This is a genomic window from Mesorhizobium temperatum (genome assembly GCF_002284575.1).
Classification (GTDB): Bacteria; Pseudomonadota; Alphaproteobacteria; order Rhizobiales; family Rhizobiaceae; genus Mesorhizobium; species Mesorhizobium temperatum.
In genome coordinates, this window is record NZ_NPKJ01000040.1 from 1 (window position 1) to 24009 (window position 24009).

General features: G+C 62.5%; 22 protein-coding genes, 1 tRNA gene and 1 rRNA gene. 16 read left to right on the forward strand and 8 right to left on the reverse strand.

From position 1 onward, the window contains the following. Positions 1–182: 182 nt before the first annotated feature. Together rrf and CIT26_RS11195 are read left to right on the forward strand one after the other, a co-directional pair. A 5S ribosomal RNA gene (gene rrf / locus CIT26_RS11190) occupies positions 183–297 on the forward strand. Positions 298–535: 238 nt separating this feature from the next. After that, positions 536–612 (forward strand) — tRNA-Met (locus CIT26_RS11195). A gap of 100 nt (positions 613–712) precedes the next feature. On the opposite strand, the gene CIT26_RS11200 is transcribed toward CIT26_RS11195, so the two are convergent. Continuing rightward, the gene (locus CIT26_RS11200) at positions 713–1540 is read right to left on the reverse strand and encodes a MurR/RpiR family transcriptional regulator (protein WP_095492630.1); all 828 of its coding nucleotides are present in this window, start codon (positions 1538–1540) and stop codon (positions 713–715) included. Positions 1541–1689: 149 nt separating this feature from the next. Between CIT26_RS11200 and CIT26_RS11205 the strand changes: the two genes are divergently transcribed. The 11 genes from CIT26_RS11205 to CIT26_RS11255 all read left to right on the forward strand — a co-directional run bounded on the left by CIT26_RS11205 (position 1690) and on the right by CIT26_RS11255 (position 13299). Continuing rightward, positions 1690–2511, forward strand: a complete 822-nt coding sequence (locus CIT26_RS11205; RefSeq protein ID WP_095492631.1) for an N-formylglutamate amidohydrolase — start codon at positions 1690–1692, stop codon at positions 2509–2511. A 21-nt stretch (positions 2512–2532) separates the two neighbouring features. Continuing rightward, positions 2533–4047: an amino acid permease gene (locus CIT26_RS11210; RefSeq protein ID WP_095492632.1), complete on the forward strand. Its 1515-nt coding sequence runs from the start codon at positions 2533–2535 to the stop codon at positions 4045–4047. 96 nt (positions 4048–4143) lie between these two features. Then, positions 4144–5514, forward strand: coding sequence for a glutamine synthetase family protein (locus tag CIT26_RS11215; protein WP_095492633.1), 1371 nt, complete (start codon positions 4144–4146; stop codon positions 5512–5514). Continuing rightward, positions 5501–6100, forward strand: a complete 600-nt coding sequence (locus tag CIT26_RS11220; RefSeq protein ID WP_167391367.1) for a helix-turn-helix domain-containing protein — start codon at positions 5501–5503, stop codon at positions 6098–6100. Before CIT26_RS11215 ends, CIT26_RS11220 begins: the two co-directional genes overlap by 14 nt. Beyond that, the gene (locus CIT26_RS11225) at positions 6090–6509 is read left to right on the forward strand and encodes a type II toxin-antitoxin system VapC family toxin (protein ID WP_095492635.1); all 420 of its coding nucleotides are present in this window, start codon (positions 6090–6092) and stop codon (positions 6507–6509) included. The genes CIT26_RS11220 and CIT26_RS11225 overlap by 11 nt, the downstream gene beginning before the upstream one ends. 15 nt (positions 6510–6524) lie before the next feature. Beyond that, positions 6525–7910 (forward strand): aldehyde dehydrogenase family protein, encoded by a 1386-nt coding sequence (locus tag CIT26_RS11230; protein WP_095492636.1) that lies wholly within the window; start codon positions 6525–6527, stop codon positions 7908–7910. Between the two features lie 17 nt (positions 7911–7927). Beyond that, a complete protein-coding gene (locus CIT26_RS11235) occupies positions 7928–9100 on the forward strand; it encodes an iron-containing alcohol dehydrogenase (RefSeq protein WP_095492637.1) in 1173 nt (390 codons plus the stop codon). 242 nt (positions 9101–9342) lie between these two features. Then, positions 9343–10449: an ABC transporter substrate-binding protein gene (locus tag CIT26_RS11240; protein WP_095492638.1), complete on the forward strand. Its 1107-nt coding sequence runs from the start codon at positions 9343–9345 to the stop codon at positions 10447–10449. A gap of 72 nt (positions 10450–10521) precedes the next feature. Next, the gene (locus CIT26_RS11245) at positions 10522–11415 is read left to right on the forward strand and encodes an ABC transporter permease (protein ID WP_245319361.1); all 894 of its coding nucleotides are present in this window, start codon (positions 10522–10524) and stop codon (positions 11413–11415) included. After that, positions 11412–12206 (forward strand): ABC transporter permease, encoded by a 795-nt coding sequence (locus tag CIT26_RS11250; RefSeq protein ID WP_095492640.1) that lies wholly within the window; start codon positions 11412–11414, stop codon positions 12204–12206. Before CIT26_RS11245 ends, CIT26_RS11250 begins: the two co-directional genes overlap by 4 nt. A 28-nt stretch (positions 12207–12234) precedes the next feature. Beyond that, positions 12235–13299: an ABC transporter ATP-binding protein gene (locus CIT26_RS11255; RefSeq protein WP_095492641.1), complete on the forward strand. Its 1065-nt coding sequence runs from the start codon at positions 12235–12237 to the stop codon at positions 13297–13299. A 408-nt stretch (positions 13300–13707) separates the two neighbouring features. Here CIT26_RS11255 and CIT26_RS11265 read toward each other — a convergent pair whose 3' ends face one another. Together CIT26_RS11265 and CIT26_RS11270 are read right to left on the reverse strand one after the other, a co-directional pair. Continuing rightward, positions 13708–14145: a VOC family protein gene (locus CIT26_RS11265; RefSeq protein ID WP_095492643.1), complete on the reverse strand. Its 438-nt coding sequence runs from the start codon at positions 14143–14145 to the stop codon at positions 13708–13710. Between the two features lie 179 nt (positions 14146–14324). Beyond that, positions 14325–14951, reverse strand: coding sequence for a glutathione S-transferase family protein (locus CIT26_RS11270; protein ID WP_095492644.1), 627 nt, complete (start codon positions 14949–14951; stop codon positions 14325–14327). Positions 14952–15093: 142 nt separating this feature from the next. Here CIT26_RS11270 and CIT26_RS11275 point away from each other — a divergent pair, with 142 nt between their 5' ends. The 3 genes from CIT26_RS11275 to CIT26_RS11285 all read left to right on the forward strand — a co-directional run bounded on the left by CIT26_RS11275 (position 15094) and on the right by CIT26_RS11285 (position 18646). After that, on the forward strand, positions 15094–16644 hold the full coding sequence (locus CIT26_RS11275) for a cation:proton antiporter (RefSeq protein ID WP_095492645.1): 1551 nt from the start codon (positions 15094–15096) through the stop codon (positions 16642–16644). A gap of 234 nt (positions 16645–16878) precedes the next feature. Continuing rightward, complete coding sequence (locus CIT26_RS11280) at positions 16879–17793, forward strand: endonuclease/exonuclease/phosphatase family protein (protein WP_095492646.1); 915 nt, start codon at positions 16879–16881, stop codon at positions 17791–17793. A gap of 7 nt (positions 17794–17800) precedes the next feature. Beyond that, a complete protein-coding gene (locus CIT26_RS11285; RefSeq protein WP_095492647.1) occupies positions 17801–18646 on the forward strand; it encodes an EamA family transporter in 846 nt (281 codons plus the stop codon). Here CIT26_RS11285 and CIT26_RS11290 read toward each other — a convergent pair whose 3' ends face one another. From CIT26_RS11290 to CIT26_RS11310, 5 genes are read right to left on the reverse strand one after another with little or no spacing between them, the layout of a single operon-like run. Beyond that, on the reverse strand, positions 18647–18961 hold the full coding sequence (locus CIT26_RS11290) for a Dabb family protein (protein ID WP_095492648.1): 315 nt from the start codon (positions 18959–18961) through the stop codon (positions 18647–18649). Positions 18962–18971: 10 nt separating this feature from the next. Then, a complete protein-coding gene (locus CIT26_RS11295; RefSeq protein ID WP_095492649.1) occupies positions 18972–20600 on the reverse strand; it encodes a GMC family oxidoreductase in 1629 nt (542 codons plus the stop codon). 12 nt (positions 20601–20612) lie between these two features. Then, positions 20613–21374: a 3-ketoacyl-ACP reductase gene (locus CIT26_RS11300; RefSeq protein ID WP_095492650.1), complete on the reverse strand. Its 762-nt coding sequence runs from the start codon at positions 21372–21374 to the stop codon at positions 20613–20615. Further along, complete coding sequence (locus CIT26_RS11305; protein WP_095492651.1) at positions 21371–22885, reverse strand: FAD-dependent oxidoreductase; 1515 nt, start codon at positions 22883–22885, stop codon at positions 21371–21373. The genes CIT26_RS11300 and CIT26_RS11305 overlap by 4 nt, the downstream gene beginning before the upstream one ends. Before the next feature lie 5 nt (positions 22886–22890). After that, positions 22891–24006, reverse strand: coding sequence for an ABC transporter ATP-binding protein (locus tag CIT26_RS11310; RefSeq protein ID WP_095492652.1), 1116 nt, complete (start codon positions 24004–24006; stop codon positions 22891–22893). Positions 24007–24009 lie beyond the last annotated feature (3 nt).

Here is a 24009-nt window from a genome sequence, read left to right on the forward strand (position 1 = left end):
GTGTGGAAGAGCGGCAACGCTTGAAGCTTACCGGTACTAATAGTTCGATCGGCTTGATCGTTCTCATTCCCTATGCCCATCACCAGCGCAATCCAAAGGATTGTCGCCGAGCGACAATCCTTTGGATTGCGCTGAGATGGATGGCACAAAAACAGCTTCTCGAGCAACGTGCGCTTTGCCGACCTGGTGGTTATGGCGGAGCGGCTGCACCCGATCCCATTCCGAACTCGGCCGTGAAACGCTCCAGCGCTGATGGTACTTCGTCTCAAGACGCGGGAGAGTAGGTCGCTGCCAGGTCTGCAAAACGCACGTCGCAAAAATCCAAATCTTCTCCTTACCAAAAGGCCCGCCAATCGGGAGCTCGGGCCGCGCAAGCGGCCCTTTCATTTGGCGAAAGCTTGAACCCAGNCGTCGCAAAAATCCAAATCTTCTCCTTACCAAAAGGCCCGCCAATCGGGAGCTCGGGCCGCGCAAGCGGCCCTTTCATTTGGCGAAAGCTTGAACCCAGTAAGCCAAGGCTTACTTCTAAGATTGACGCGGGGTGGAGCAGCCCGGTAGCTCGTCAGGCTCATAACCTGAAGGTCACAGGTTCAAATCCTGTCCCCGCAACCAAATACACAAAACGGCCCGCCTCGCGCGGGCCGTTTTGCGTTTGCGGCCTGCTGGCCGCCTTCTCCGGCACGGAAGCGATCATGCGGTTCAGGCCGCGTCTCTAGCGCAGGCTTTCCAGCTCGCGGATGCGTTTGGCGCCGTCGGCCTCAAGCTGCCGGGTAACGCCGCCGATCAGCGTTTCGGCAACGACGAAAAGGGCCGCCGAGGAGTCCCAGGCCGAGGGCACGGCGGTGCGCCCGGCTATGACATGGCGGGCGAAGCGGGCGATCGGCGACAGCCACTGGTCGGTGAACAGCACGATCTGCACGCCGCGCTGATGCGCCGTCTCGGCAAAGCGGACCAGGCTGTCCTGGTAGCGCCTGATGTCGAAGATCACCAGCACGTCGCGCTTGCCCATGTCGATCAGCCGGTCGCGCCAGACGCTTTCCTGTCCAGCGAGGTGAAAGACATTGGGCTGGATGATGGCGAGGTGGGCGGCCATGTAGCGCGCCAGCGGATCGGTGAAGCGGCCGCCGATGAGGAACGTCTTGCCGCGCCGGTCGGCAAGCTTTGCGACGATGTCGGCAAGCTGCTTGTCGGACAAGTGCCTGAACGTCTCGCGCAGGTTGTCGAGCGTCGCCTCCAGCATCGGCGACACCGCGCCGCCGTTCGGCGATGGCGGGTTGAGCGTCCGTGACGCCGGCGACTGCAGTTGCGCCGCCAGTTCGTCCTGCAACGCCGACTGGAATTCCGGGTAGTTCTGGAAGCCGAGCCGGGCGACGAAACGCAGGATCGTCGGCGAGGAGACGCCAGCGGCAGCTGAGAACTCGGCGACCGTCTTCAGGCCGATCAGCGGATAGTTGGCGATCAGCGTTTGCGCTGCGCGGCGTTCGCCCGCCGGCATCGTGCCGATGCGGTCCGAGATCAGTTCGGCAATGCTCGAAATCATCTTTTCCCCACCCGTGGCCGCTTTGCTGAAATCGCATTGGCCCGAAATCGCGTTTGACAAAGCCGGATAAACTGTATGAAATCATCCACAGGGACGCAATGAGACAAAATACGTAATATACGATACAGCGCTCTCCGGGGACTAAAACAATGGAGACAGCACGGCCCGCCAGCCTTGCATCGCCTGAAACCGTGAGGGTGACCAACCCCGGCGGATCGAGCCCTTTCGTGCTGACCTGCGACCACGCCTCCAATTTCCTGCCGCTGGAATTCGGAACGCTCGGCCTTGCTGCCGAAGAGCTTTCCCGCCACATCGCCTGGGATCCCGGCGCGCTCCCGGTCGCCCGCCGCATGGCAGCGGCGCTTGACGCGGCGCTGGTCGAGACCCGCATTTCGCGCCTTGTCATCGACTGCAACCGGCCACTGGATGCGCCTGATCTGGTGCCGCCGGTCAGCGAGACCACGACCATTCCGGGCAATGCCGGCCTGTCGGAGAAGCAGCGCGCCGCGCGCATCGCCCTGTCCTGGCAACCCTTCCATGATGCAGTCGCGAGCATCATCGACAAAAGGCTGGCGCGCGAGCTTGATACGCGGCTGGTTTCAATCCATTCCTTCACCCCGGTCTACAGGGGCAATAGCCGGCCCTGGCACATCGGTATCATCCATGACGAGGATCGCCGACTGGCAGCGCCGCTTGTCGCCGCGCTGCAGCGGCTCGCCGGCGTCACGGTCGGCATCAACGAACCCTATTCGCCGGCCGACCGCGTTTATTTTACGCTGGAAAGGCATGCGCGCCCGCGGGGGCTACCCTGTGCGATGATCGAAATCCGCAACGACGAAATATCCGACGAAGCCGGGCAGCGAAAATGGGCGGATCTGCTCACGGGGATTTTTTCCGATCTCGAGCCGTCATCCGGATCCCAGGGATCCGGCCGGCGCGGGCTCGGCCATCCGGTGGAACCAGTCAACTGACAAGAAGAAGGGGACTTTCAAATGGCAGGCGGTGATACGAAGCAAGTCGGCAGCGTCGCATACGCGAAGCGCGACAAATCTTATTTCGAGGACCGGCAACTGGTGCGTCATGCCAATGTCTGGCATCTGTGGGCGCTCGGCGTCGGTGCCGTCATATCCGGACATTTCTCGGGCTGGAATTTCGGATTCGGGACAGGCGGCTGGGGCGGCATGCTGGTGGCCGGCATCATCATCGCCATCATGTATATCGGCCTCGTCTTCTCGATCGCCGAGATGAGCCCGGCTTTGCCGCACACCGGCGCTGCCTACTCCTTCGCCCGGACGGCGATGGGGCCGTGGGGCGGCTTCATCACCGGGCTTTGCGAAAACGTCGAGTATGTCGTGACGCCTGCCGTCATCGCCTTCTTCATCGGCTCCTATATGGGAGGCATCTGGTCGGTCGCCTTTCCCGACTCCAGCGTCTGGCCACCACTCTGGTGGCTGGTGACCTATGCCGTGTTCCTGGCGTTGAATATTTTCGGCGTCGCGCTGTCCTTCCGCGTCACACTGATCGTCACGCTGCTGTCGCTCGCCGTGCTGATCGTGTTCTGGATCAGCGCCATTCCGAGCATGGACTTTTCGCGCTGGGCGCTGAACATCGGCGTCGGCCCGGACGGAGCGGCGATGGAGCTTCCCGAAGGCAATGGCTCGATGTTCCCGTTCGGCTTCTCGGGCGTGCTGGCGACGTTGCCTTTTGCGGTTTGGCTGTTCCTGGCGATCGAGCAGCTTCCGCTGGCGGCGGAAGAATCGGTCGACCCCAAGCGCGACATGCCGCGCGGCATTATCGCCGGCATGCTGACGCTGATGGTCTCGGCCTTCATGATCGTGCTGCTCAACCCGTCGGTCGTCGGAGTCGGTTCGTTCAAGCTCGCCACCTCCGGCGAGCCTTTGCTTGACGGGTTCCGGGCGATTTATGGCGACTCGGGCGCAGTGCTGCTTGGCGTCATCGCGCTGATTGGATTGATCGCAAGCTTCCACACCATCATCTTCGCCATGGGCCGCCAGGTCTATTCGCTGAGCCGCGCGGGCTATTTCCCGTCGGCGCTGTCGGTCACCCACAAATCCTACAAGACGCCGTATGTGGCGATGTTTGCGGGCGCTATCGTCGGCTTCGGCATCATGCTGATCATGTGGTTCGCGCTTGGCGGCGCTACGGCCGGTTCGCTCATCGGCTCGGTGTTGCTGAACATGGCGGTGTTCGGCGCCATGTTCTCTTACATCCTACAGGCGGTGTCTTTCATCTTGCTGCGTCAGAACCAGCCGAACATGGAACGTCCCTATCGGAGCCCGCTCGGCGTCCCGGGCGCCGTGCTGACGATCGTCATCGGCGTGGTCACCCTGCTCTACCAGATTCAGGACGCGAACTTCACCAAGGGCGTGGTGTGGGTGGCGCTGTGGTTCGCCATCGCGATCGTCTATTTCGGGCTGGTCGGCCGTCACAAGCTGATCCTGTCGCCGGAAGAAGAGTTCGCGCTGGAGCACGCGCAGAAAGCCTGACCTGTCTCGGGGACCCAAGAAACACCCGGCCGCTTCCCGCGGCCGGGTCCAGATTTGAACTCTCGAAGCGCCACAAAGGCGGCGGAGCTTGCAAGAATGGCCGGAAATTTTTCGTTCGATCAGTTGAAGAAGGCGGTCTCCAGCGGTGAGGTCGACACGGTGCTGGCCTGCATTGTCGACATGCAGGGGCGGCTGGCGGGAAAGCGGTTCCTGGCACAGTATTTCGTCGATTCCGCCCATGACGAGACGCATGGCTGCAACTATCTCCTGGCCGCCGACATCGACATGGAACCGGTGCCCGGCTACAAGGCGGCGAGTTGGTCGAAGGGTTACGGCGACTTCGTCATGAAGCCCGATCTGTCGACGCTGCGGCGCATTCCATGGCTGGAAAAGACGGCGCTGGTGATCTGCGACGTGCTCGACCACCACACCCATGACGACCTGCCGCATTCGCCGCGCGCCATCCTGAAGAAGCAGGTCAAGCGGCTGAGCGAACGCGGCTATGTCGGCTATTTCGCCTCCGAGCTCGAATTCTATCTGTTCAACGAGACCTACGATTCCGCCCGCAAGAAGCACTGGCAAGGCCTCGACACGGCCTCGCCCTATATCGGCGACTATCAGATCGGCATCACCACCAAGGAAGAAGGCGTCATGCGCCGGCTGCGCAACGAGATGCAAGCGGCCGGCATTCCGATCGAGAACTCCAAGGGCGAGTGGGGGCCCGGTCAGGAAGAAATCAATGTGCGCTATGCCGAGGCGCTCGACATGGCCGACCGCCACGTCATCCTGAAGAACGGCGCCAAGGAGATCGCCGAGTCCGAAGGCAAGGCGATTTCGTTCATGGCCAAGTACAATTACGGGCTGGCCGGCAATTCCAGCCACATTCATAATTCGCTGTGGAGCGCCGACGGCAAGACGCCGCTTTTTTATGACAAGAATGCCGAATGGACGCTGTCGACGCTCGGCCAGCAATGGGCGGCGGGCCAGCTCAAATATGCCAAGGAATTCACCTGGTTCCTGGCGCCCTACGTCAACTCCTACAAGCGTTTCCAGGCCGGCACCTTTGCGCCGACCAAGATCATGTGGAGCGAGGACAATCGCACCGCCGGTTTCCGCCTGTGCGGCGAGGGCACCAAGGGCATCCGCATGGAATGCCGCATCGGCGGCGCTGATCTGAACCCCTATCTCGCCTTCGCCGCGCTGATCGCCGCCGGCCTTGCCGGCATTGACGAAAAGCTCGACCTGCAGAAGCCCTTCGTCGGCGATGCCTACCAGGCTTCGCAGCTGCCGGAAATTCCGAAGACCCTGCGTGATGCCACCGAGACGCTGGCGAGATCGGAGATGCTGAAGCAGGCGCTCGGCGACGGCGTGCTCGAGCATTATGTCCATACGGCCCACTGGGAGCAGTTCGAATACGACCGCCGCATTACCGACTGGGAACTGCACAGGGGGTTTGAAAGGTATTGACGGCGTTGCGATTCACGCAATATTGTTGCGATTATCGCGCAGCGATATGCAGGAGGCAGCGTTGGCCAAAGGCAGAGTTCCCAAAGGTAGAGTTAATGTCGACAAGGCGTGGTTCGCGAGTCGGATGAAGGAGCACAACCTCACGATGCGCAGCATGGCTGATCGCCTGAACATGCACTACAGCGCCTTGTCGCGGACACTGAACGGTGAGCGGCGTATGCAGGTCGACGAGATGCGCAAGATCGCTGAGATTTTCGGCCGACCGGAAAGCGAGATCCTCATGCATTATGATTTCCCGGCCACTGAAGACGCAAAGCCCGGTGCTCAAGGGAGCGATCAGACGTTCGGCGAGTCTGCTGGCGGAAATGCAAGAGCGAGGCTGGCGCAGCGTGATAGTCCGGGCTTCATGGAGGGGCAGGTGGATTTTAAGGAAGACGATATGAGCGGCAACAAGGAGGAGTACATCGTGCCGCCTCGAGGCGCTGATCCGTTGTTTGGATGCATGGCCGGGACGCTCATCCTTCTTCCGGATGTCGATTACACTGCACCTGCAGATCCGGATTGGGGCAGGGTTTATGACGACTGATGGAGTGCTGCTCGACACATGCTTCATGCTGTGGCTGTCAACAGAGCAGCCGGTCGCGAGAACGGCGGTCGAGAAGGTGACCAGCGCGCGAAAAAATGGCGGCGTGATCGCCGTTTCCGTCATGTCCGCTTGGGAAATCGGAATGCTTGTCGCCAAAGGCCGGCTACCGTTTATCAAGTCGCCGCTCGCATGGTTCGAACGGTTCGTGCAAGCCGGGGCAACGAGTGTTGAGGGTATCGACAGTGAGCTTCTAGTCGAGTCTTCGTTCCTGCCTGGCGCCGTTCACAATGATCCGACAGATCGGATCATCATAGCTACGGCGCGTTCGAAGAACCTCGAGATTATCACCCGCGATCGCGCCATCCTTGCCTATGGCGCGGCTGGCTTCGTCAAAACAGTCCCTTGTTGATTTGGAGACGTTTACTTGGAAACCGTGAAAATAAAATCTCCCGTCGATGGTTCGATCTATGCCGAACGGCCTGTGGCCACGGACCAGGCGATCAATGCGGCGGTCGAGCTTGCCAAGGCGGCGCAGGAGAAATGGGTTGAGACGCCGATCGTCGAGCGCGGCAAATACATGCTTGCCATGCTGGAAGCGTTGGTCGCCATGACCGACGAGATCGTGCCGGAGATCGCCTGGCAGATGGGTCGTCCGGTGCGCTATGGCGGCGAGTTCGGCGGCGTCAGGGAACGCACCAACTACATGGTCGAGATCGCCGAAGGGGCACTCAAGCCGGTGATGGCCTCCAATCCGAAGGACGGGTTTCGCCGCTATGTGAAGAAGGTGCCGCTCGGCGTGGTCATGGTGATTGCGCCGTGGAACTATCCCTATCTCACCGCCGTCAACACTATCGTGCCGGCGCTGATGGCCGGCAGTGCCGTCATCCTCAAGCATGCGGCGCAGACGCTGCTGGTCGGCGAACGCTTTCAACAGGCGTTCGACAAGGCCGGCCTGCCCAAGGGCCTGTTCCAGAACCTGGTCATGAACCATGCGCAGACCGAAAAACTGCTCGGCTCGGGCAAGATCGATCATGTCAACTTCACCGGCTCCGTCGCTGGCGGCCGCGCCATCGAGAAGGCCGCGGCGGGCACCTTCATGACGCTCGGCCTCGAACTCGGCGGCAAGGACCCGGCCTATGTCCTGGCCGACGCCAAGATGGACCATGCCGTCGCCAACCTGGTCGACGGCGCCTTCTACAATTCCGGCCAGTGCTGCTGCGGCATCGAACGCGTCTATGTCCATGAGAAGGTCTATGACGAGTTCGTCGAAGGCTTCATCGCCGAAACCAAGAACTACGTCGTTGGCAACCCGCTCGACCAGGCGACGACGATGGGGCCGATGGCACAGGCGCGCTTCGCCGACCTGATCCGCGAGCAAAAGGCCGAGGCGCTGCGCAAGGGCGCCAAGGCGCTCATCAACATGAAGGTTGCCAGCGACGAGCAAGGCTCGCCCTATCTGGCGCCGGAAGTGCTGACCGAGGTCGACCACCAGATGAGCGTCATGCGCGAGGAGAGCTTTGGGCCGATCGTCGGCATCATGAAGGTGCGTAACGACGAGGAAGCGATCGCGCTGATGAACGACAGCCCCTACGGGCTGACGGCCTCGATCTGGACGCGCGACACCGATCAAGCAGCAGCGATCGGCGACCGCGTCGAGACCGGCACCGTGTTCATGAACCGCTGCGACTATCTCGACCCGGCGCTGGTCTGGACCGGCGTCAAGGACACCGGCAAGGGCGCGGCCCTGTCGGCCATCGGCTACGACAATCTGACGAGGCCGAAGTCATATCATCTGCGTGAAGCGATCTGAATTTCTGAAAGATAAAAATGACAAAATTGATTTCCAAATGGAACTATCCGACAACCGTGCGCTTCGGCGCTGGGCGCATCAAGGAATTGCCTGATGTGCTTGATGCCACCGGCATCAAGCGGCCGCTCTTCGTCACCGATCCGGGGCTGGCGAAGCTGCCGGTGGTCGCCTCGACGCTGAAGATCCTCGACGACGCCAAGGTGCCCTATGGCGTGTTTTCCGAGGTGAAGCCGAACCCGGTCGACTCCAACCTGACCGCCGGCATTGCCGTGTTCAAGAAGGGCAAGCATGACGGCGTCATCGCCTTCGGCGGCGGCTCGGCGCTCGACCTCGGCAAGCTGATCGCTTTCCAGGCCGGCCAGGCGCGGCCGGTCTGGGATTTCGAAGATATCGGTGACTGGTGGACGCGCGCCAACTCCGATGCGATCGCGCCGATCATCGCCGTGCCGACCACGGCCGGCACCGGCTCGGAGGTCGGCCGCGCCGGCGTCATCACCAATGAAGCGACCCACACCAAGAAGGTCATCTTTCATCCGAAACTTTTGCCGGCCATCGTCATCGCCGATCCGGAACTGTCGGTCGGAATGCCGGGCTTCATCACCGCCGGCACCGGCATGGACGCGCTTGCTCACTGCCTGGAGGCCTATTGCGCGCCGGGCTATCATCCGATGGCCGACGGCATCGCCGTCGAAGGCGTGCGGCTTGTCTTCGAGAACCTGCCGAAGGCCTTTGCCAACGGCAAGGATCTCGTCGCCCGCGCCCACATGATGAGTGCGGCCGCCATGGGCGCCGCCGCCTTCCAGAAAGGGCTGGGCGCCATCCACTCGCTGTCGCATCCGATCGGCGCGCTTTACGACACCCATCATGGCATGACCAACGCCGTGTTCATGCCCTATGTGCTGGCCTTCAACCGCGACGCCATAGAGGCGCGCATCGCCCGGCTCGCGGCTTATTGCGGCATCAAAGGCGGCTTCGACGGCTTCGCCAAGGCCGTCATCAAGCTGCGCAAGGAATTGAAGGTGCCGCACGCGCTGCCGGGCCTGATCAAGGGGCTCGACATGGACAAGAAGCGCAAGGGCCTGATCGCCGACATGGCGGTGGTCGATCCGACCGCCGGCGGCAACCCGGTCAAGCTGACCAGGAAGGCGGCGCTGACGCTGCTCGACAATGCCATTGCCGGCACCGTTTGAGACGGTTTTCGCGCCGAAAATTGATCTGGGAAATGAGGGCAAAGAAAGGGGAAGAGATGAAAGATAAGACCGAAATTCGTTAGCCGGAAAAATAGTCGCGGAGCGATTGCTACAGCCGGTTAAAAAGAGTTTACTTTTTCGTACTGCAGGGCATCGCTTTCACAAAGCTTTCATCGGGCTGTCACACGAAAACGATACCGCATCGCAGGCGTCCAACGGCGTCAGTTCAACGGAGAGAACACATGTTCAAATTCACGGGAAAAGTGCTTTCCCTTACGGCCGTCGCCCTGATGGCGACCTCTGCCATCTCGTCGGCGCAGTCCATGGATGAACTGGTCGCCGCCGCCAAGGCGGAAGGCCAGCTCACCACCATTGCGCTGCCGCACAGCTGGTGCGGCTATGGCGACGTCATCGCCGGCTTCAAGGCGAAATATCCGGAAATCACCGTCAACGAGCTCAATCCCGATGCCGGCTCCGGCGACGAGATCGAGGCGATCAAGGCCAACAAGGACAATAAGGGCCCGCAGGCGCCTGATGTGATCGACGTCGGCCTGTCTTTTGGCCCGTCCGCCAAGGCAGACGGCCTGATCCAACCCTACAAGGTGTCGACCTGGGATACGATTCCTGACAGCGCCAAGGATGCCGATGGCTACTGGTACGGCGACTATTACGGCGTGCTCGCCTTCGGCGTGAACAAGGCCGTCGTGCAGAACTCACCACAGGACTGGGCCGACCTGCTGAAGCCGGAATATGCCAACTCGGTGGCGCTCGCCGGTGACCCGCGCTCATCGAACAACGCCGTCATTTCGGTTTACGCTTCGGGCCTCGCGGCTGGCGGTACCGGCGGCCAGGATGCCGCCGCCAAGGGTCTGCAGTTCTTCAAGCAGCTCAACGATGCCGGCAACTTCGTGCCGGTCGATGGTGAAGCGGCAGCTGTCGCCCAGGGCACGACACCGATCGTGATGAACTGGGACTACAACCTGCTTGCCATGCGCGACAAGATGGCCGGCAATCCGGAAATCGAAATCGTCGTGCCAAAGAGCGCGGTGGTCGCAGGCGTCTACGTACAGGCGATCAGCGCCTATGCGCCGCATCCGAACGCCGCCAAGCTGTGGATGGAGTATCTCTACTCGGACGAAGGCCAGCTCGGCTGGCTGAAGGGCTACTGCCACCCGATCCGCTTCAATGACCTCGCCAAGAAGGGCGTGATCCCGAAGGAGATGCTGGACAAGCTGCCGGCCGCCGAGAACTACGAAAAAGCGATCTTTCCTACTTTGGAGGAACAGAACGCTGCCAAGAAGGAAATCAGCACGAACTGGGATGCCATCGTTGGCGCCGTCGTGAAGTAATTCATAGGGCGCCGGGCGGTTCGCCGCCCGGCGCCTTATGCCAACTTCGGGAAGTCCATGGCAGACTCCACAATGTCCCAGACAGCCAGCGTCAGTCCTGGCGCGCCGGAGATCAGCCGCCTTCGGCTGCCACTGCATTGGTTAGGCGTAACTCCATTCTTCATTTTCGCGCTGGTCTTTTTGATCTTGCCCACGGTAGGGCTGATCGCGGGCGCGTTCAAAAATGCAGCCGGCGACTATACGTTCGACAACATCATAGCGTTGTCGCAACCCAAGCTCGCCGCGGCCTATTGGGTATCCATTCAGATCAGCTTTGTCTCTGCGGTCCTTGGCGCCTTGATCGGCCTGGCAATGGCGGTGGCAGTGGTTCGCGGAGGCTTGCCGCCGTGGTTACGCTCGGCAACCTTGACCTTCTCGGGCGTCGCCTCGAATTTTGCCGGCGTGCCGCTGGCATTCTCGTTCATCGCGACTCTAGGTCGGCTCGGAGTGGCGACGATCCTGTTGCGAGACATTTTCGGCATTAACATCTATTCGCTCGGCTTCAGTATCTTTTCGTTCTGGGGCCTGATCCTCACCTACCTCTATTTCCAGATTCCATTGATGATCGTCATCATCACGCCGGCGGTCGATGGGTTGAAGAAGGAATGGGGCGAAGCTGCCGCGACGCTCGGCGCAACCAATTGGCAATATTGGCGCATGGTGGTAATCCCGGTGTTATGGCCGAGTTTTCTCGGTACGACGGTCCTCCTCTTTGCCAACGCGTTCGGTGCGGTCGCAACGGCCTATGCACTGACGGGGCCGTCACTCAACATCGTGCCCATCCAGCTGTTCGCGCAGATTCGCGGCGACGTGCTTTACAATCCGAACCTAGGCTACGCGCTTGCATTCGGCATGATCGTCATTACCGGCCTGGCCAATCTCTTCTATATTTTGTTCCAACGGCGAGCCGAACGGTGGCTGAAATGAAGCAAGGCAGCCGTTTTTGGGCCTGGCTCGTTTTTGGCGTGGGAACCACTTATTTTGTCCTGCCGCTTGTGGCGACCTTTGAATTCTCCTTGCGTAAGCGGCGAGGGGAATACTCCTTTGACGCCTACCGCTCGGTCTTCGAAGATCCGAATTTCCAGGCGACATTTACCTATTCCGTCGTTGTGGCGGTATTCACCATCCTTTTGGGCGTGCTCCTAGTCGTGCCGACGGCTTACTGGATACGGCTGCGGCTACCGAATCTGCGGCCGGTCGTAGAGTTCATCACCCTGCTGCCGCTGGTTATTCCCGCCATCGTCATCGTCTTCGGCTACATCAGAATGTTCGGTTCGAACTCAACGCTGCCTTTTCTGGCGACAGCGCGCGGCACCGATGCTCTGCTGGTTATCGGCTATACGACGTTGGCGCTGCCTTATATGTACCGGGCGGTCGATACCGGTCTCAGGACCATCGACGTCAGAACGCTTACCGAAGCCGCACAAATCCTCGGCGCCGGCTGGACCACCATCATCGCCCGCATCATCCTGCCGAACGTACTGATCGCCGTCTTATCCGGCGCGTTCCTGAGTTTTGCCATCGTCATCGGCGAGTTCACCATGGCGTCGCTGCTGAATCGACCGGCTTTCGGCCCCTATCTGCAGAACATCGGCGCCAACAGTGCCTATGAGCCGTCGGCACTGGCGCTCATTTCGTTCGCCATCACCTGGGGCTGCATGTCGCTGATCCAGATCCTGTCGCGTTTTGCGCCGCGATCGGCGAACCGGCCAAACTGATCGAAAAGTACTGACCGAAAGAAAAGCCATGGCCGAGCCATTCCTCTCCATCCAGCAGGTGCGAAAAGCCTTCGGCGCCACCACCGTCGTCCAGGACTTCAATCTCGACGTCGAGCCGGGCGAATTCGTCTCGTTCCTCGGGCCGTCGGGCTGCGGCAAGACGACGGTGCTGCGCATGGTCGCCGGCTTCGAGGAGCCGAGTGCCGGCAAGATCGTGGTGGCCGGCAAGGACATCACCCGGCTCAAGCCCAACCAGCGCAATGTCGGCATGGTGTTCCAGGCCTATGCGCTGTTTCCGAACCTGACCGTGGCGCAGAACATCGGCTTCGGACTGAAGGTCGCGGGCATGCCAAAGGCGGACGCCGACAGGCGCGTTGCCGAGATGCTCGACCTCATCAAGCTGCCGCAGATGGGCGACCGCTATCCCTATCAGCTCTCCGGCGGCCAGCAGCAGCGTATCGCGCTGGCGCGGGCGATTGCGCCGAAGCCGAAGCTCCTGCTGCTTGACGAGCCGCTGTCGGCACTCGACGCCAAGGTGCGCGTGTCGCTGCGCGAGGAAATCCGCTCGATCCAGAAGAAGCTCGGCATCACCACTGTCTTCGTTACCCACGACCAGGAAGAGGCGCTGTCGATCTCCGACCGCATCGCCGTCATGTATGGCGGCAAGGCCGAGCAGGTCGGCACGCCGTTCGAGATCTATAACCGGCCGGCGACCAAGTTCGTCGCCAATTTCGTCGGCACGCTGAATGTGCTCGAAGGCACCGTCACCGACGCTGCGTCGGGCAAGGTGCGCGTCAATTCGCAAGAGGTCTCGCTGCAGGGAAAGCTAAACGGCTCCAAGCCCGGCGACACGCTGTCCCTGGCGCTGCGGCCCGAGGCGATTTCGCTCGGCCGCCATCCCGGCCGCGACTCCAGTCTTTCGGGCGAGATCACCGAAGTGCATTTCCTCGGCTCGGTCATCCGGGTTCGCGTCGGCATCGGCGGCAGCACGGTGTCGCTCGACACGTTCAACAGCCCGGCCTCCCCGCCGCCCGCGGTCGGCGAAAAGGCCGAGATTTCGTTCTCCTCAGGCGACATGCTGGTGCTGCACTAGAGCGCTTGCGTTTTGGTGGAACCAAAACCGCGCTCCAGGGCTTGTTTGACGCATTTTGTCGGACGCCAAACGAAGACGTTTGGCTGCCGGCGCCGCCATCGTGTCATCCAGCCGAAGGTCCGCTCGACGACCCAGCGTCGCTGCAGATGGCGGCCATCCGGGCCCGATTCGCTGCTGTCCACATCAGAAGCTTGAATCATGGACCGCCTCAAACCGCCACCCCGTGTTCAAACAGTCTCTTAGGCTGCTGACGGCGGCTTTCGCGGGCGGCCCGGCCCGGGTTGACGACCTAATCGTGCTTAGCGAGAACGCGGCCGACCGAGGAGGGATGGACCTCGAACAGGCGGGTCGGCCTCGGACGCGCCCGCTGACATTGGTCACTTTTCGCCATTTGTCTTCGTATTGCGCTCAGCTGAGTTCTTGGGCGAGTCCGATGAGAAGCCCTTCAGGCCCACGGATGTAGCAGAGCCGATACGCGTCTTTATACTGGACTACTTCGCCTACGAGCTGCGCGCCGCGCGTGCGGAGCCTTTCAAGCGTCTCGTCGATGTCGTCCACGGCGAACATGACGCGGAGGTAGCCTAGGGCGTTGACCGGGGCGTTCCGGTGATCTGCGACGACAGGCGGCGTGACGAAGCGGGAGAGCTCGAGCCGGCTGTGGCCGTCCGGTGTGCGCATCATGGCAATCTCGACACGCTGATCGCCCAGTCCAGTGACACGTCCGGCCCATTCTCCTTCGATCGTGGCCCGCCCTTCGAGCTCGAGGCCGAGTTCGCGAAAGAAATCAATCGTCCCTCCGAGGTCTTCGACGACGATTCCTACGTTGTCCATCCGCTTGAGCGCCATGTTTCCAATCTCCAAGGTGTCGCCTAGTCTAACAACGGACGCTTGAGGTGCCCCCAACACCGGCGGCCATCCGGGCCCGATTCGCTGCTGTCCACATCAGAAGCTTGAATCATGGACGCCTCAAATCCCACCCCGTTTTCAAACGGTCTCTAACAGCGGCAGTATCCCGGACGTCGAAGTCAGGCCGGCGGGATGAACGGCTGGCTCACCGTCCTGAAGACCGGCAGCGCTTCCAGCCGCGCGGCATGGGCGGCGAGCGCCGGGAAGTCGGCGAGCGAAGCCAGGCCGGGATGCGCCTCGCCAAGGAAGCGGAGCACGGCGGCAACCGCGATGTCGGCGTGACCGATGCGATCGCCGAACCAGTAGGTTTCAGGCTTTGTGCTGCGATCGGCTTCCAGTACAGCCATCACGCCTTCTATCTGCTTGCGGCAGCGCTCGACCCAGAGGTCGGAGACCGGCTGGTGCAGTAGCTTCTCGTAGAACAGGCTGACCGCCTTGTCGCCCAGCCCGGTTGCCAAGGCGGCGATCTTCAGCGCTTGGCGGCGCGCCGGCTCGTCGGTCGGGAACATCCTGCGATCGGCCGCTACAAGGCTGTCCAGGTGGTCCAGCATGGCGTGGCTTTCGATCAGCACCTCGCCATTGTCCAGCACCAGGGTTGGCACACGCGTCAATGGATTGTAGGGCCTGATCTTGTCCGCATCGCTGAAAGTCGACCAGGGACGATGTTCAAACGGCAGGTTGTACAGAGTCAGCGCAATGCCGACGCGACGGACGAAGGGCGAGTCATATTGGCCGATGAGGATCATGACCCAAGCTTATACGCAGACAACCGCCTCAACGCATACTGCCAAGTCACGGCATACTGCCAAGTCAGGGCACCACGGCCAATCAACAGTAGCTTATGGTTTTGCCACTGCCAATAATCGCGCTTCGCCGCTACGATGACGCATGGCGCTTTTCGAGCTGACCCTTATTCTTCTGCTGATCGCTGTCGCGCTGACGGCGCTGTCGCGACGTCTCCAGGTTCCTTATCCCTCCCTGCTGGCGTTGGCAGGCGCGGGCATCGCCTTCCTGCCGTTTGCGCCGACCATCGAGATCGATCCCGAACTGGCGCTCGCCTTGTTCATCGCGCCGGTGCTTCTCGATGCGGCGTACGACACGTCGCTGCGCGATCTCAATCGCTACAGGCTGCCGCTTGTCCTGCTGGCACTTGGCGCCGTCGTTTTCACCACTGCTGCCGTGGCGCTTGTCGGATGGACAATGGCAGGCTTGCCGATCGCCGCGGCCATCGCCCTTGGCGCGATCGTCGCGCCGCCCGATGCCGTCGCGGCGTCGGCCGTGCTAGGACAGTTCAAGGTGCCGCACCGCGTCACCGCGATCCTGCAAGGCGAAAGCCTGCTCAACGACGCCACCGCACTCCTGATCTACCGCATGGCAGTTTCCTCAGCTGCCGGCTCCATCCTGCTGAGCAGCGCGGTTCCGATGATCTTGCTGTCGACGGTTGGCAGCCTTGCCGCTGGTTACGTGCTCGGCCGATTGTCTCTCGTCACCCTCAGCCGCATCAGAGATCCGGCAAGTGGCACGGTGGTGCAATTTGCCGGGACTTTCGGCGTCTGGATCCTGGCCGACAGGATCGGCCTCTCCGCCATCATTACGATCGTCGTCTATGCCATGACCATCGCGCGCACCGCGCCGCGCCGCATGCCGGCCAGAAATCGCGTCAGCTCCTACTCGGTCTGGGAGACGGCGGTGTTCGTGCTTAACGTGCTGGCCTTCGTCCTGATGGGACTTCAGGCGCGATTGATCGTCGGCCGGCTTGCCGAGCAGGGGCAGGTCGAAGCGTTCGTCTTCGCCGCAGCCGTGCTGGCTGTCGTCATCGTCTCGCGTCTTGTCTGGGTGCTGGGATGCGGCGCGATCATGAGGTGGCTTGCCAGCTTCGGTGACGCGGACCGGCAGGCCGAAGCCCCGTCGTTCCGCGGCGGCGTGCTGATCGGCTGGTGCGGCATGCGCGGCCTGGTCACGCTTGCGGCAGCGTTTGCCTTGCCGGCTGTTTTTCCCGGCCGGGACCCGATCGTGCTCGCCGCTTTCTCGGTCGTGCTCGGCACCTTGGTGCTGCAAGGCATCAGCCTAAAGCCGCTGCTGCGCTTGCTTCGTCTCGATCCGGACGGAACTGTCGACCGCGAGGTTGCGCGGGCACGCGTCGCCATCATGCAGGCCGCGCTGGACGTGTTGAGCGGCAAGACATCCAATGCCGCGGCTGTGGTCCGCGAGCAATTTACGGCGCAGCGCGTGATCGCCGAAAATCCTGACGATGCCCAGGCTGCAACCGAGTACGACAGGTTGCGCCTCTATGCCATCAAGAGCCAGCGTGACGCGCTGGAACAACTGCGTATCGACGGGACGATCGGCGACGAAGCGTATCATCGCCTGGAGGAGGAAATCGACTGGTCGGAATTGGCCGCGTCTCCGCCCGGGCGGTTCCAGCCGCTGACGACTTAGAGCGGCGGACATTCAAATCGAATCGTAGCGCCGCTCTATCTTTTTGTTTGAGCATCGGATTTTCCCAAAACCGGTACCACCCTCGGGTCAGGCCCTGGGTCAGGCCCGAGGGCAGGCTTTTGGATCCGATGCTCTAGCCGCGCGCTGCCTGGCCCAAGCTCTCTCCACCCGGCTGCACATTGCAACCAATCCGCCAAACGGCTACTGCCATCACGAAATTGAGCCGGTTAAGCGATGAAGCTGGTCAGCTACAACATCCAGTACGGCTTCGGCAGCGACGGCCGCTACGATCTCGCGCGCGCGGCACGCGTCGTGGCCGGCGCCGACATCATCGCCTTGCAGGAGGTGGAGCGGCACTGGCTGCGCAGCAGCGATGACGACCAGCCGGAACTTCTTTCGCGACTGCTGCCCGAATACTATTGGGTTTATGGGCCGGCCTTCGACATGGACGCCAGCGAGCGGCGTGACGGCCGCATCGTCAACCGGCGGCGGCAATTCGGCACCATGGTCCTGTCCAAGTTGCCAATCGCCTGGTCGCGCCTGCACACGCTGCCGCTGCGCCGCACCGTGCGGCCGCTCAACACCCGCAACGCAGCGCTCGAATGCATGATCCGCACCCCTGCCGGTCCGGTGCGGGTGCTGTCACTGCATCTCGCGCATATCGCCGCCGAAGAGCGGCTGGAGCAGATCGATTACCTCCTCGCCGAGCATCGCCGGGCGCCGTCCGACGGCGGCCCGTGGAGCGGCGCCGACGATGAGCCGGTGCGCAACTGGAGCAATGGCCAGCCGGAGCCGGAAAACCCGCTGGCGGCGATCTGGATGGGCGATTTCAACATGGAGCCAGGCAGCGTCGAGTACCGCCGCATCATCGGCAGCACGCCCTATCATCGCGGTGCCGCCTATCTCGACGGTTTCGTCGATGCCGCCGCCGTCGCCGGCGAACCAACGGCGGATTTCCACACCCATGTGAAAACCATCGACGGCAGGCTGACAAAGCGCCGGCTCGATCATTGCTTCGTCGGCGGGATGTTGGCGGGACGCGTGCGCTCGGTCAGCGCCGATCTCGGCGAAGTCGCTTCGGATCATTTTCCGCTGCGGGTCGACATCGACCTGGAAACGCCGTTCGCGACAGGGACCGGAGGCGGATGAGGCGCCGATGACCTTGTCCGTCTTCCTCGCGGTGCTTGCCGCCGCCGCCATGCACGCGATCTGGAACGCGCTGGTCAAGGTCCATCTCGACCGCTTCCTGTCGATCACGCTGATGACGCTCGGCATGGGCGCCGTGGCGCTTCTGGCACTGCCTTTCGTCGAGGTGCCGAGGGCGGAAGTGTGGCCGTATATCATCGCCTCGGTGATCTTCCATATGGGCTACAGGACGTTCCTGATCGGCGCCTACAAGGCCGGCGATTTCGCCCAGACCTATCCGCTGGCGCGCGGCACCGCACCGCTGCTGGCTGCACTTGGCGGCATGGTGGTCGTCGCCGAAGTTCCGGCGCCGCTCGCCATTGTCGGCATTGTTCTCCTGTCAGCCGGCACGCTGGTGCTGTCGTTTCGCGGCGGCGCACATCTGGAGAGGCTGAACCTGCGCGCGGTCGGCTTTGCGCTTGGCACCTCGATTTTCATCGCCGGCTATACGCTTTCCGACGGCAGCGGCGCGCGGCTGGCCGCTACCGCCTCAAGCTATGCGGCATGGCTGTTCGTCTGTGATGCGGCATGGGCATTGGTACTGTGCCTGATCTTTCGCGGACCAAAAGCGCTGCCGGTGCTGGCGCGCGACTGGAAGGCGGGCGTGTACACCGGCGTGCTCAGCGGCGCCGCCTACTGGATCGTGATGTGGGCGATGACCAAGGCGCCGATCGCCTCGGTCGCGGCGCTGCGCGAAACCTCGATCCTGTTCGCCATGATGATTTCGGTGTTTGCGCTCGGCGAAAAGATGACGGGATGGCGGGGTGCCGCCGTGCTCAGCATTGTTGCCGGCGTCGTCGCGCTGAGGCTTGGATAGCTAAGCGCCTATCTCGAGGTCGAACACCATCAGCCGGTCGGTTCCGCCTTCAAGCGCCGCGATCAGCCGAGCGCCGGCTCGGCTGTGAGCCTCATGCACCAGATAGGCGTCGCGTGCGGCGGCATCGCGGAAGTCGATGGTGAAGCCGTGCGTGAAGCCGCGCGCGAACGGCTCTGGGCTGGTGTTGGCGCTGAATTCGACCTTGCCCATACCGTCGATCACCCGCCGCAGCGCCTCAAGATCGGCATGGATTGCCGCGCGCTCGTCGTCGGCGACGTCATTGCGGAATCGAACGAAAACACAGTGCCTGATCATTCTTGGGATCTCATGCCGCTTGGTTGGTGGAAAACACGGCCGGCGGCAGTGGTTCGCGGCCAAGGATCAGATCGGCGCCCTTTTCTCCGACCATGATCGTCGGCGCATTGGTGTTAGAGGATGGGATGCGCGGCATCACCGAGGCGTCGCAGACGCGCAACCCTTCGATGCCGCGCAGCCTGAGATCCGGCGTCACCACGCTCATCGCATCATGACCCATGCGGCAGGTGCCGACAGGGTGGTGGTCGGTCTTGGAACTGCGGCAGGCGTAGTCGAATAGCTCGTCGTCGCTGATGAGTGCCGGTCCAGGCAGCACCTCGCGCAGCACGTAGGCGGCAAGCGCCTTCTGCCGCATGATCTCGCGCGCCAGCCTGAGCCCCTTGATCGACATGTCGCGATCGTAGGGATCGGACCAGTAGTTCGGGTCGATCAGCGGGTGGCCGGCAGGGTCGGCGCTGTTCAGCCGCACCGTGCCGCGCGAACGAGGGCGCAGGAAGGCCGAGTTCAGCGTCACGCCCGGATTTTTCAGTTTTTCGACACCGGCCTCGATGCCGGAGCCGAGGCCGAGATGGAGCTGGATATCGGGCGAGGCGGCGGTCGGGTCGGCGTACCAGAAGCCGCCGGTCTCGAACAGGCTGGAGGCAACCGGGCCTTTTTTCAACAGCAAATACTGCAGGCCGGCCCACACCGTCCGGTGCAGCTTGGCGTAGTTGTCGTAGGTGTGGTCGCCGGTGCATTCGGCAATGACGAACAGGTCGAGATGATCCTGCAGGTTGGAGCCGACGCCGGGCAGGTCGTGCACCGGCGTCACGCCAACCGACTTCAGATGGTCGGCCGGGCCGATGCCTGACTGCATCAAGAGCTTCGGCGAGCCGATGGCGCCGGACGAGACGATCACTTCGCGCGCGGCGCGCAGAATCTTTGGCCGCCCGCCCGGCCTGTCGACGATCTCGACACCCACGGCGCGGCCTTCCTCGACGACGATGCGCGTCACCAGCGCGCCGGTCCTGACGGTCAGGTTCTTGCGATCGCGGATCGGCCTGAGATAGGCGACCGAGGCGGAGGAGCGTCTCGCGTCCTTCTGCGTCAATTGGTAATAACCGACGCCTTCTTGGGCTATTCCGTTGAAGTCCGGATTGAAGGGAATGCCCATCTCCTGTCCGGCGCGGAAATAAGCCTCGCAGATCGGCAGCGGCGCAATCGGGTTCGACACGCCGAGCGGACCCTGGTCGCCGTGAAAATCGTTGGCGTAGCGCTGGTTGTTCTCGGCCCGCTTGAAATAGGGCATCACGTCGCGATAGCCCCAGCCGGCAAGGCCCTCTTCCTTCTCCCAGGCGTCGTAATCGCGGGCATTGCCGCGTGTATAGATCTGGGCGTTGATGGAGGAGCCGCCGCCGATCACCTTGGCCTGTGTGTACCGGAAGACGCGGTCCTTCATGTGCTTTTGCGGCACGGTCGACCAGCCCCAGGCGGCGATGCCCTTGGTCATCTTGGCGAAACCGGCGGGCATGTGGATCAGCGGGTGCCAGTCCTTGCCGCCGGCCTCGAGCAGCAGCACCTGATGCGACGGATCTTCGCTCAGCCGGTTGGCCAGGACGCAGCCGGCCGGGCCGGCGCCGACGATGATGTAGTCGGTCATGGCGTCACCTGTTCACAGTCTCGGCACCGACAGCGCACCGTCGACATTGATGATCGAGCCGGTCGAAAAACCGAGCTTGCCGCCGGCGAGTGCCACTACGGCGGCGCCGACATCGGCGGCTTCGCCCCAGCGCTTCGCCGGCACCAGACCGCCGTCGATCAGCGCGTCGTATTTGGCGGTGACGCCTGATGTCATGTCGGTGCGGATGATGCCCGGCCGCACCTCGAACACACCAATATTTTCGGGAGCAAGCCGCAGCGCCAGGGTCTTCACCCACATCGAAAGCCCGGCCTTGGATATGCAATAGTCGGCACGTTCGGGCGAGGCCATTTCGGCGCTGACCGAGGTGATGGTGATGATCGATTTTGGGTGATCACCCGGCGCTGCAAGCATCGCCCTGGCAACGGCCTGGCTGAGGAAGACGGTGCCGCGCAGGTTGATGCCCAGGATCCGGTCGAAGTTCTCCGGTTTCAATTCCAGCAGGTCGCTGCGTATGACGGCCCCGATGCCGGCATTGTTGACCAGGCAGTCGATGCGGCCGAAGGCGCTTATCGCGGCATCGACCAGTGCTGCATGGCGGTCGAGATCGGCGATGTCGCCGCAATGGTAGGCGAATTTCGCGCCGCGGGCGGTGATGCAAGCGGTAAGCCCGTCGCCGGCTTTTTCGGCAAGGTCCACGACAAGGATGTCGAAGCCCGCATCGGCCAGCGCTTCGGCGCAAGCCAGGCCGATGCCGCGCGCGCCGCCGGTGACGATCGCTGCCGGGCGGCTCATGCGACAAGATCCGTCTTGCGGATGTGGTCGGCGACGCGTAGCGCTTGTGCTGCGATCGACAGCGCCGGATTGACCGCGGCTGAGTTCGGCAGGAAGCCAGCGTCGACGACAAACAGGTTCTTGTGGTCGAACGAGCGGCAGAACGGGTCGAGCGGCGAGGTTGCCGGATCGTCGCCCATCTTGACCGTGCCGCACTGGTGCGATGGCGTGCGCTTGTCGAAAGGCCGCGACAGGACGATCGGATAGCCGCAGGCGCGGAAATTCTCGCGCATCACCTTGGTCAGTCCCTCAAGCGACTGCATGTTGGAGCGCCGCCACTGCATGACGATGTCCTTGCCGTCGACCATGATGCGGCTTTCGGGATCGGGCAGGTCCTCGCACATCAGGTACCAGTCGACGGCGTGGCCGGCCATGAAGTCCAGGGCGAATTTGGGTGCTAGCTTGACGTTGGCCCTCAGGATATAGCCGTCGATCTTGCCAAGAAGCTGGACGTTGCCGAGCGGCTTGCCGCCCTTGCCATCGGACAGATAGTAGTCGTTGAGCATCAGCGTCTTCTGGTAGACGGATGTGTTCCTGCGGCGCGGGTCGATCGCCAGCATGGCGCTCGAGTTGTGGTTCATGAAGTTGCGGCCGACCTGGTCGGAACGGTTGGCGAGTCCATTGCCGCCTCCCTTGCTGCTGGGAGAGGGCGAGCGCAGCAGAATGACCGCCGAATTGATCGCGCCGGCCGCGAGGATGACCAGCTTCGGCGTCACTTTCTTCAGCGCACCATTCTGGCGATAGTGAACGGCGGTGATCGTCCTGGCATCCGATGACGCTTCGAGATGTTCGACATGGGCACCGGTCTCGAGCCTGATGTTCCGGTCGGCTAGTGCCGCCGCGAGCGGCCCGGTTTGGGCGTCGACTTTGCCGGTCCCGGTGTTGGGAAACGCATCCCAGCCTGTCTTGCCATCCTTTAGCCAGGCATCGATGTCGACGCCGAGCGGCAGCGATGCCGGGTGCAGGCCGAGGCCTTTGAGTTCGGCGCGGGCGCGGGCGATCGGCGGCTCGTCGGGCACCGGCCCGAAGGGATAGGGTATCGAGTGGAACGGCTCGGTCGGGTCTTCGCCGAGTGCGCCGCGCACGCGAAAAAGCTGCTCGGCCTTGGAGTACCAAGGCTCGAACTCCTCATAGGAGAACGGCCAGGCCGGCGAGACGCCGCCATAGTGTTCCATGGCGGAAAAGTCTTCCCTGCGGTAGCGGATCAGCACCGCGCCATAGAATTTCGAATTGCCGCCGACATAGTAGTAGTTGCCGGGGTTGAACGCAGCACCCCCGGCCTCGCGCCACATCTCCTTCGGCCGGTAGTGGCCGTCGACGAAAATGGCGCGCGTGTCGCGCGTATGCGGCGTCGCCGGCAGTGGTTCGCCGCGCTCCAGCATCAGGATCGAGGCGCCACTGCCGGCAAGGCCGGAAGCGATCGTGGCGCCGCCGATGCCGGAGCCGATGATGACGATGTCCGGGTTTGTCATGGCTGTCAGAGGATACGGTTCTCGGTCGCCGGATCGAAGAACACCGCCTTGGTCAGATTGAAGGCGAGCGGCGTGACCGTGCCCGGCTGGATATTGGCGTCGGCGCGCAGCCGCGCCACCACCGCCTTGCCGCCGAGATTGGTGACGGCGAAGGTATCGGAGCCGGCCGGTTCCACGACTTCGATGTGACAGTCGGCGGTGGCGATGTTCGATGCGTTGCGTTCGGCTCCCTCAGGATCGGTCAGGGCTTCGGGGCGGACGCCAAAAATGATCGGCTTGCTGTGGAATGCCGACAGACCCGTCGGCGCATCGGCCAGCGGCAGCGAGATCGGCTCGCGCGCCTCGCGCTGCAGCACCACGGAAAGCGCATTGCCATTGCCGCCGATCGTCGCCGGGATCAGGTTCATCGCCGGCGAGCCCATGAAGTCGGCAACAAACAGGTTGGTCGGGTTGTTGTAGATTTCGGCCGGCGTGCCGAACTGCTGCACCTCGCCGTCGCGCATCACCGCGATCTTGGTGGCCAGCGTCATCGCCTCGATCTGGTCGTGGGTGACGTAGACGATTGTCGTGCCGGTGGTCGCATGCAGCCGCTTGATCTCGATGCGCATGTCGACACGAAGCTTGGCGTCGAGATTGGAGAGCGGCTCGTCGAAGAGAAAGAGCTTGGGGTCGCGCACCAGCGCGCGGCCCATGGCGACGCGCTGGCGCTGGCCGCCGGAAAGCTGGCTCGGCTTGCGCTGCAGGAGGTGGCCGATCTGCAGCACCTTCGCCACCTTGTCGATCGCCTTCTGGCGCTCCGCTGCCGGCACGCCGCGCATCTCCATGCCGAAGGCAATGTTCCCGGCGACGGTCATGTTCGGATAGAGCGCGTAGCTCTGGAACACCATGGCGATGTCGCGTTTCGAGGGGTGGAGATCGTTGATCGTCCGACCGTCGACACGGATTTCGCCTTCGGTGATGGTTTCCAGGCCGGCGATGGTGTTGAGCAAGGTCGACTTGCCGCAGCCGGACGGGCCGACCAGCACGAGGAAGCCGCCTTTTTCGAGATCGAGGTCGATGCCCTTCAGGATCTCGACCGATCCGAACCGCTTCCTCAGCCCATTAATTTCGAGAAAAGCCATTCG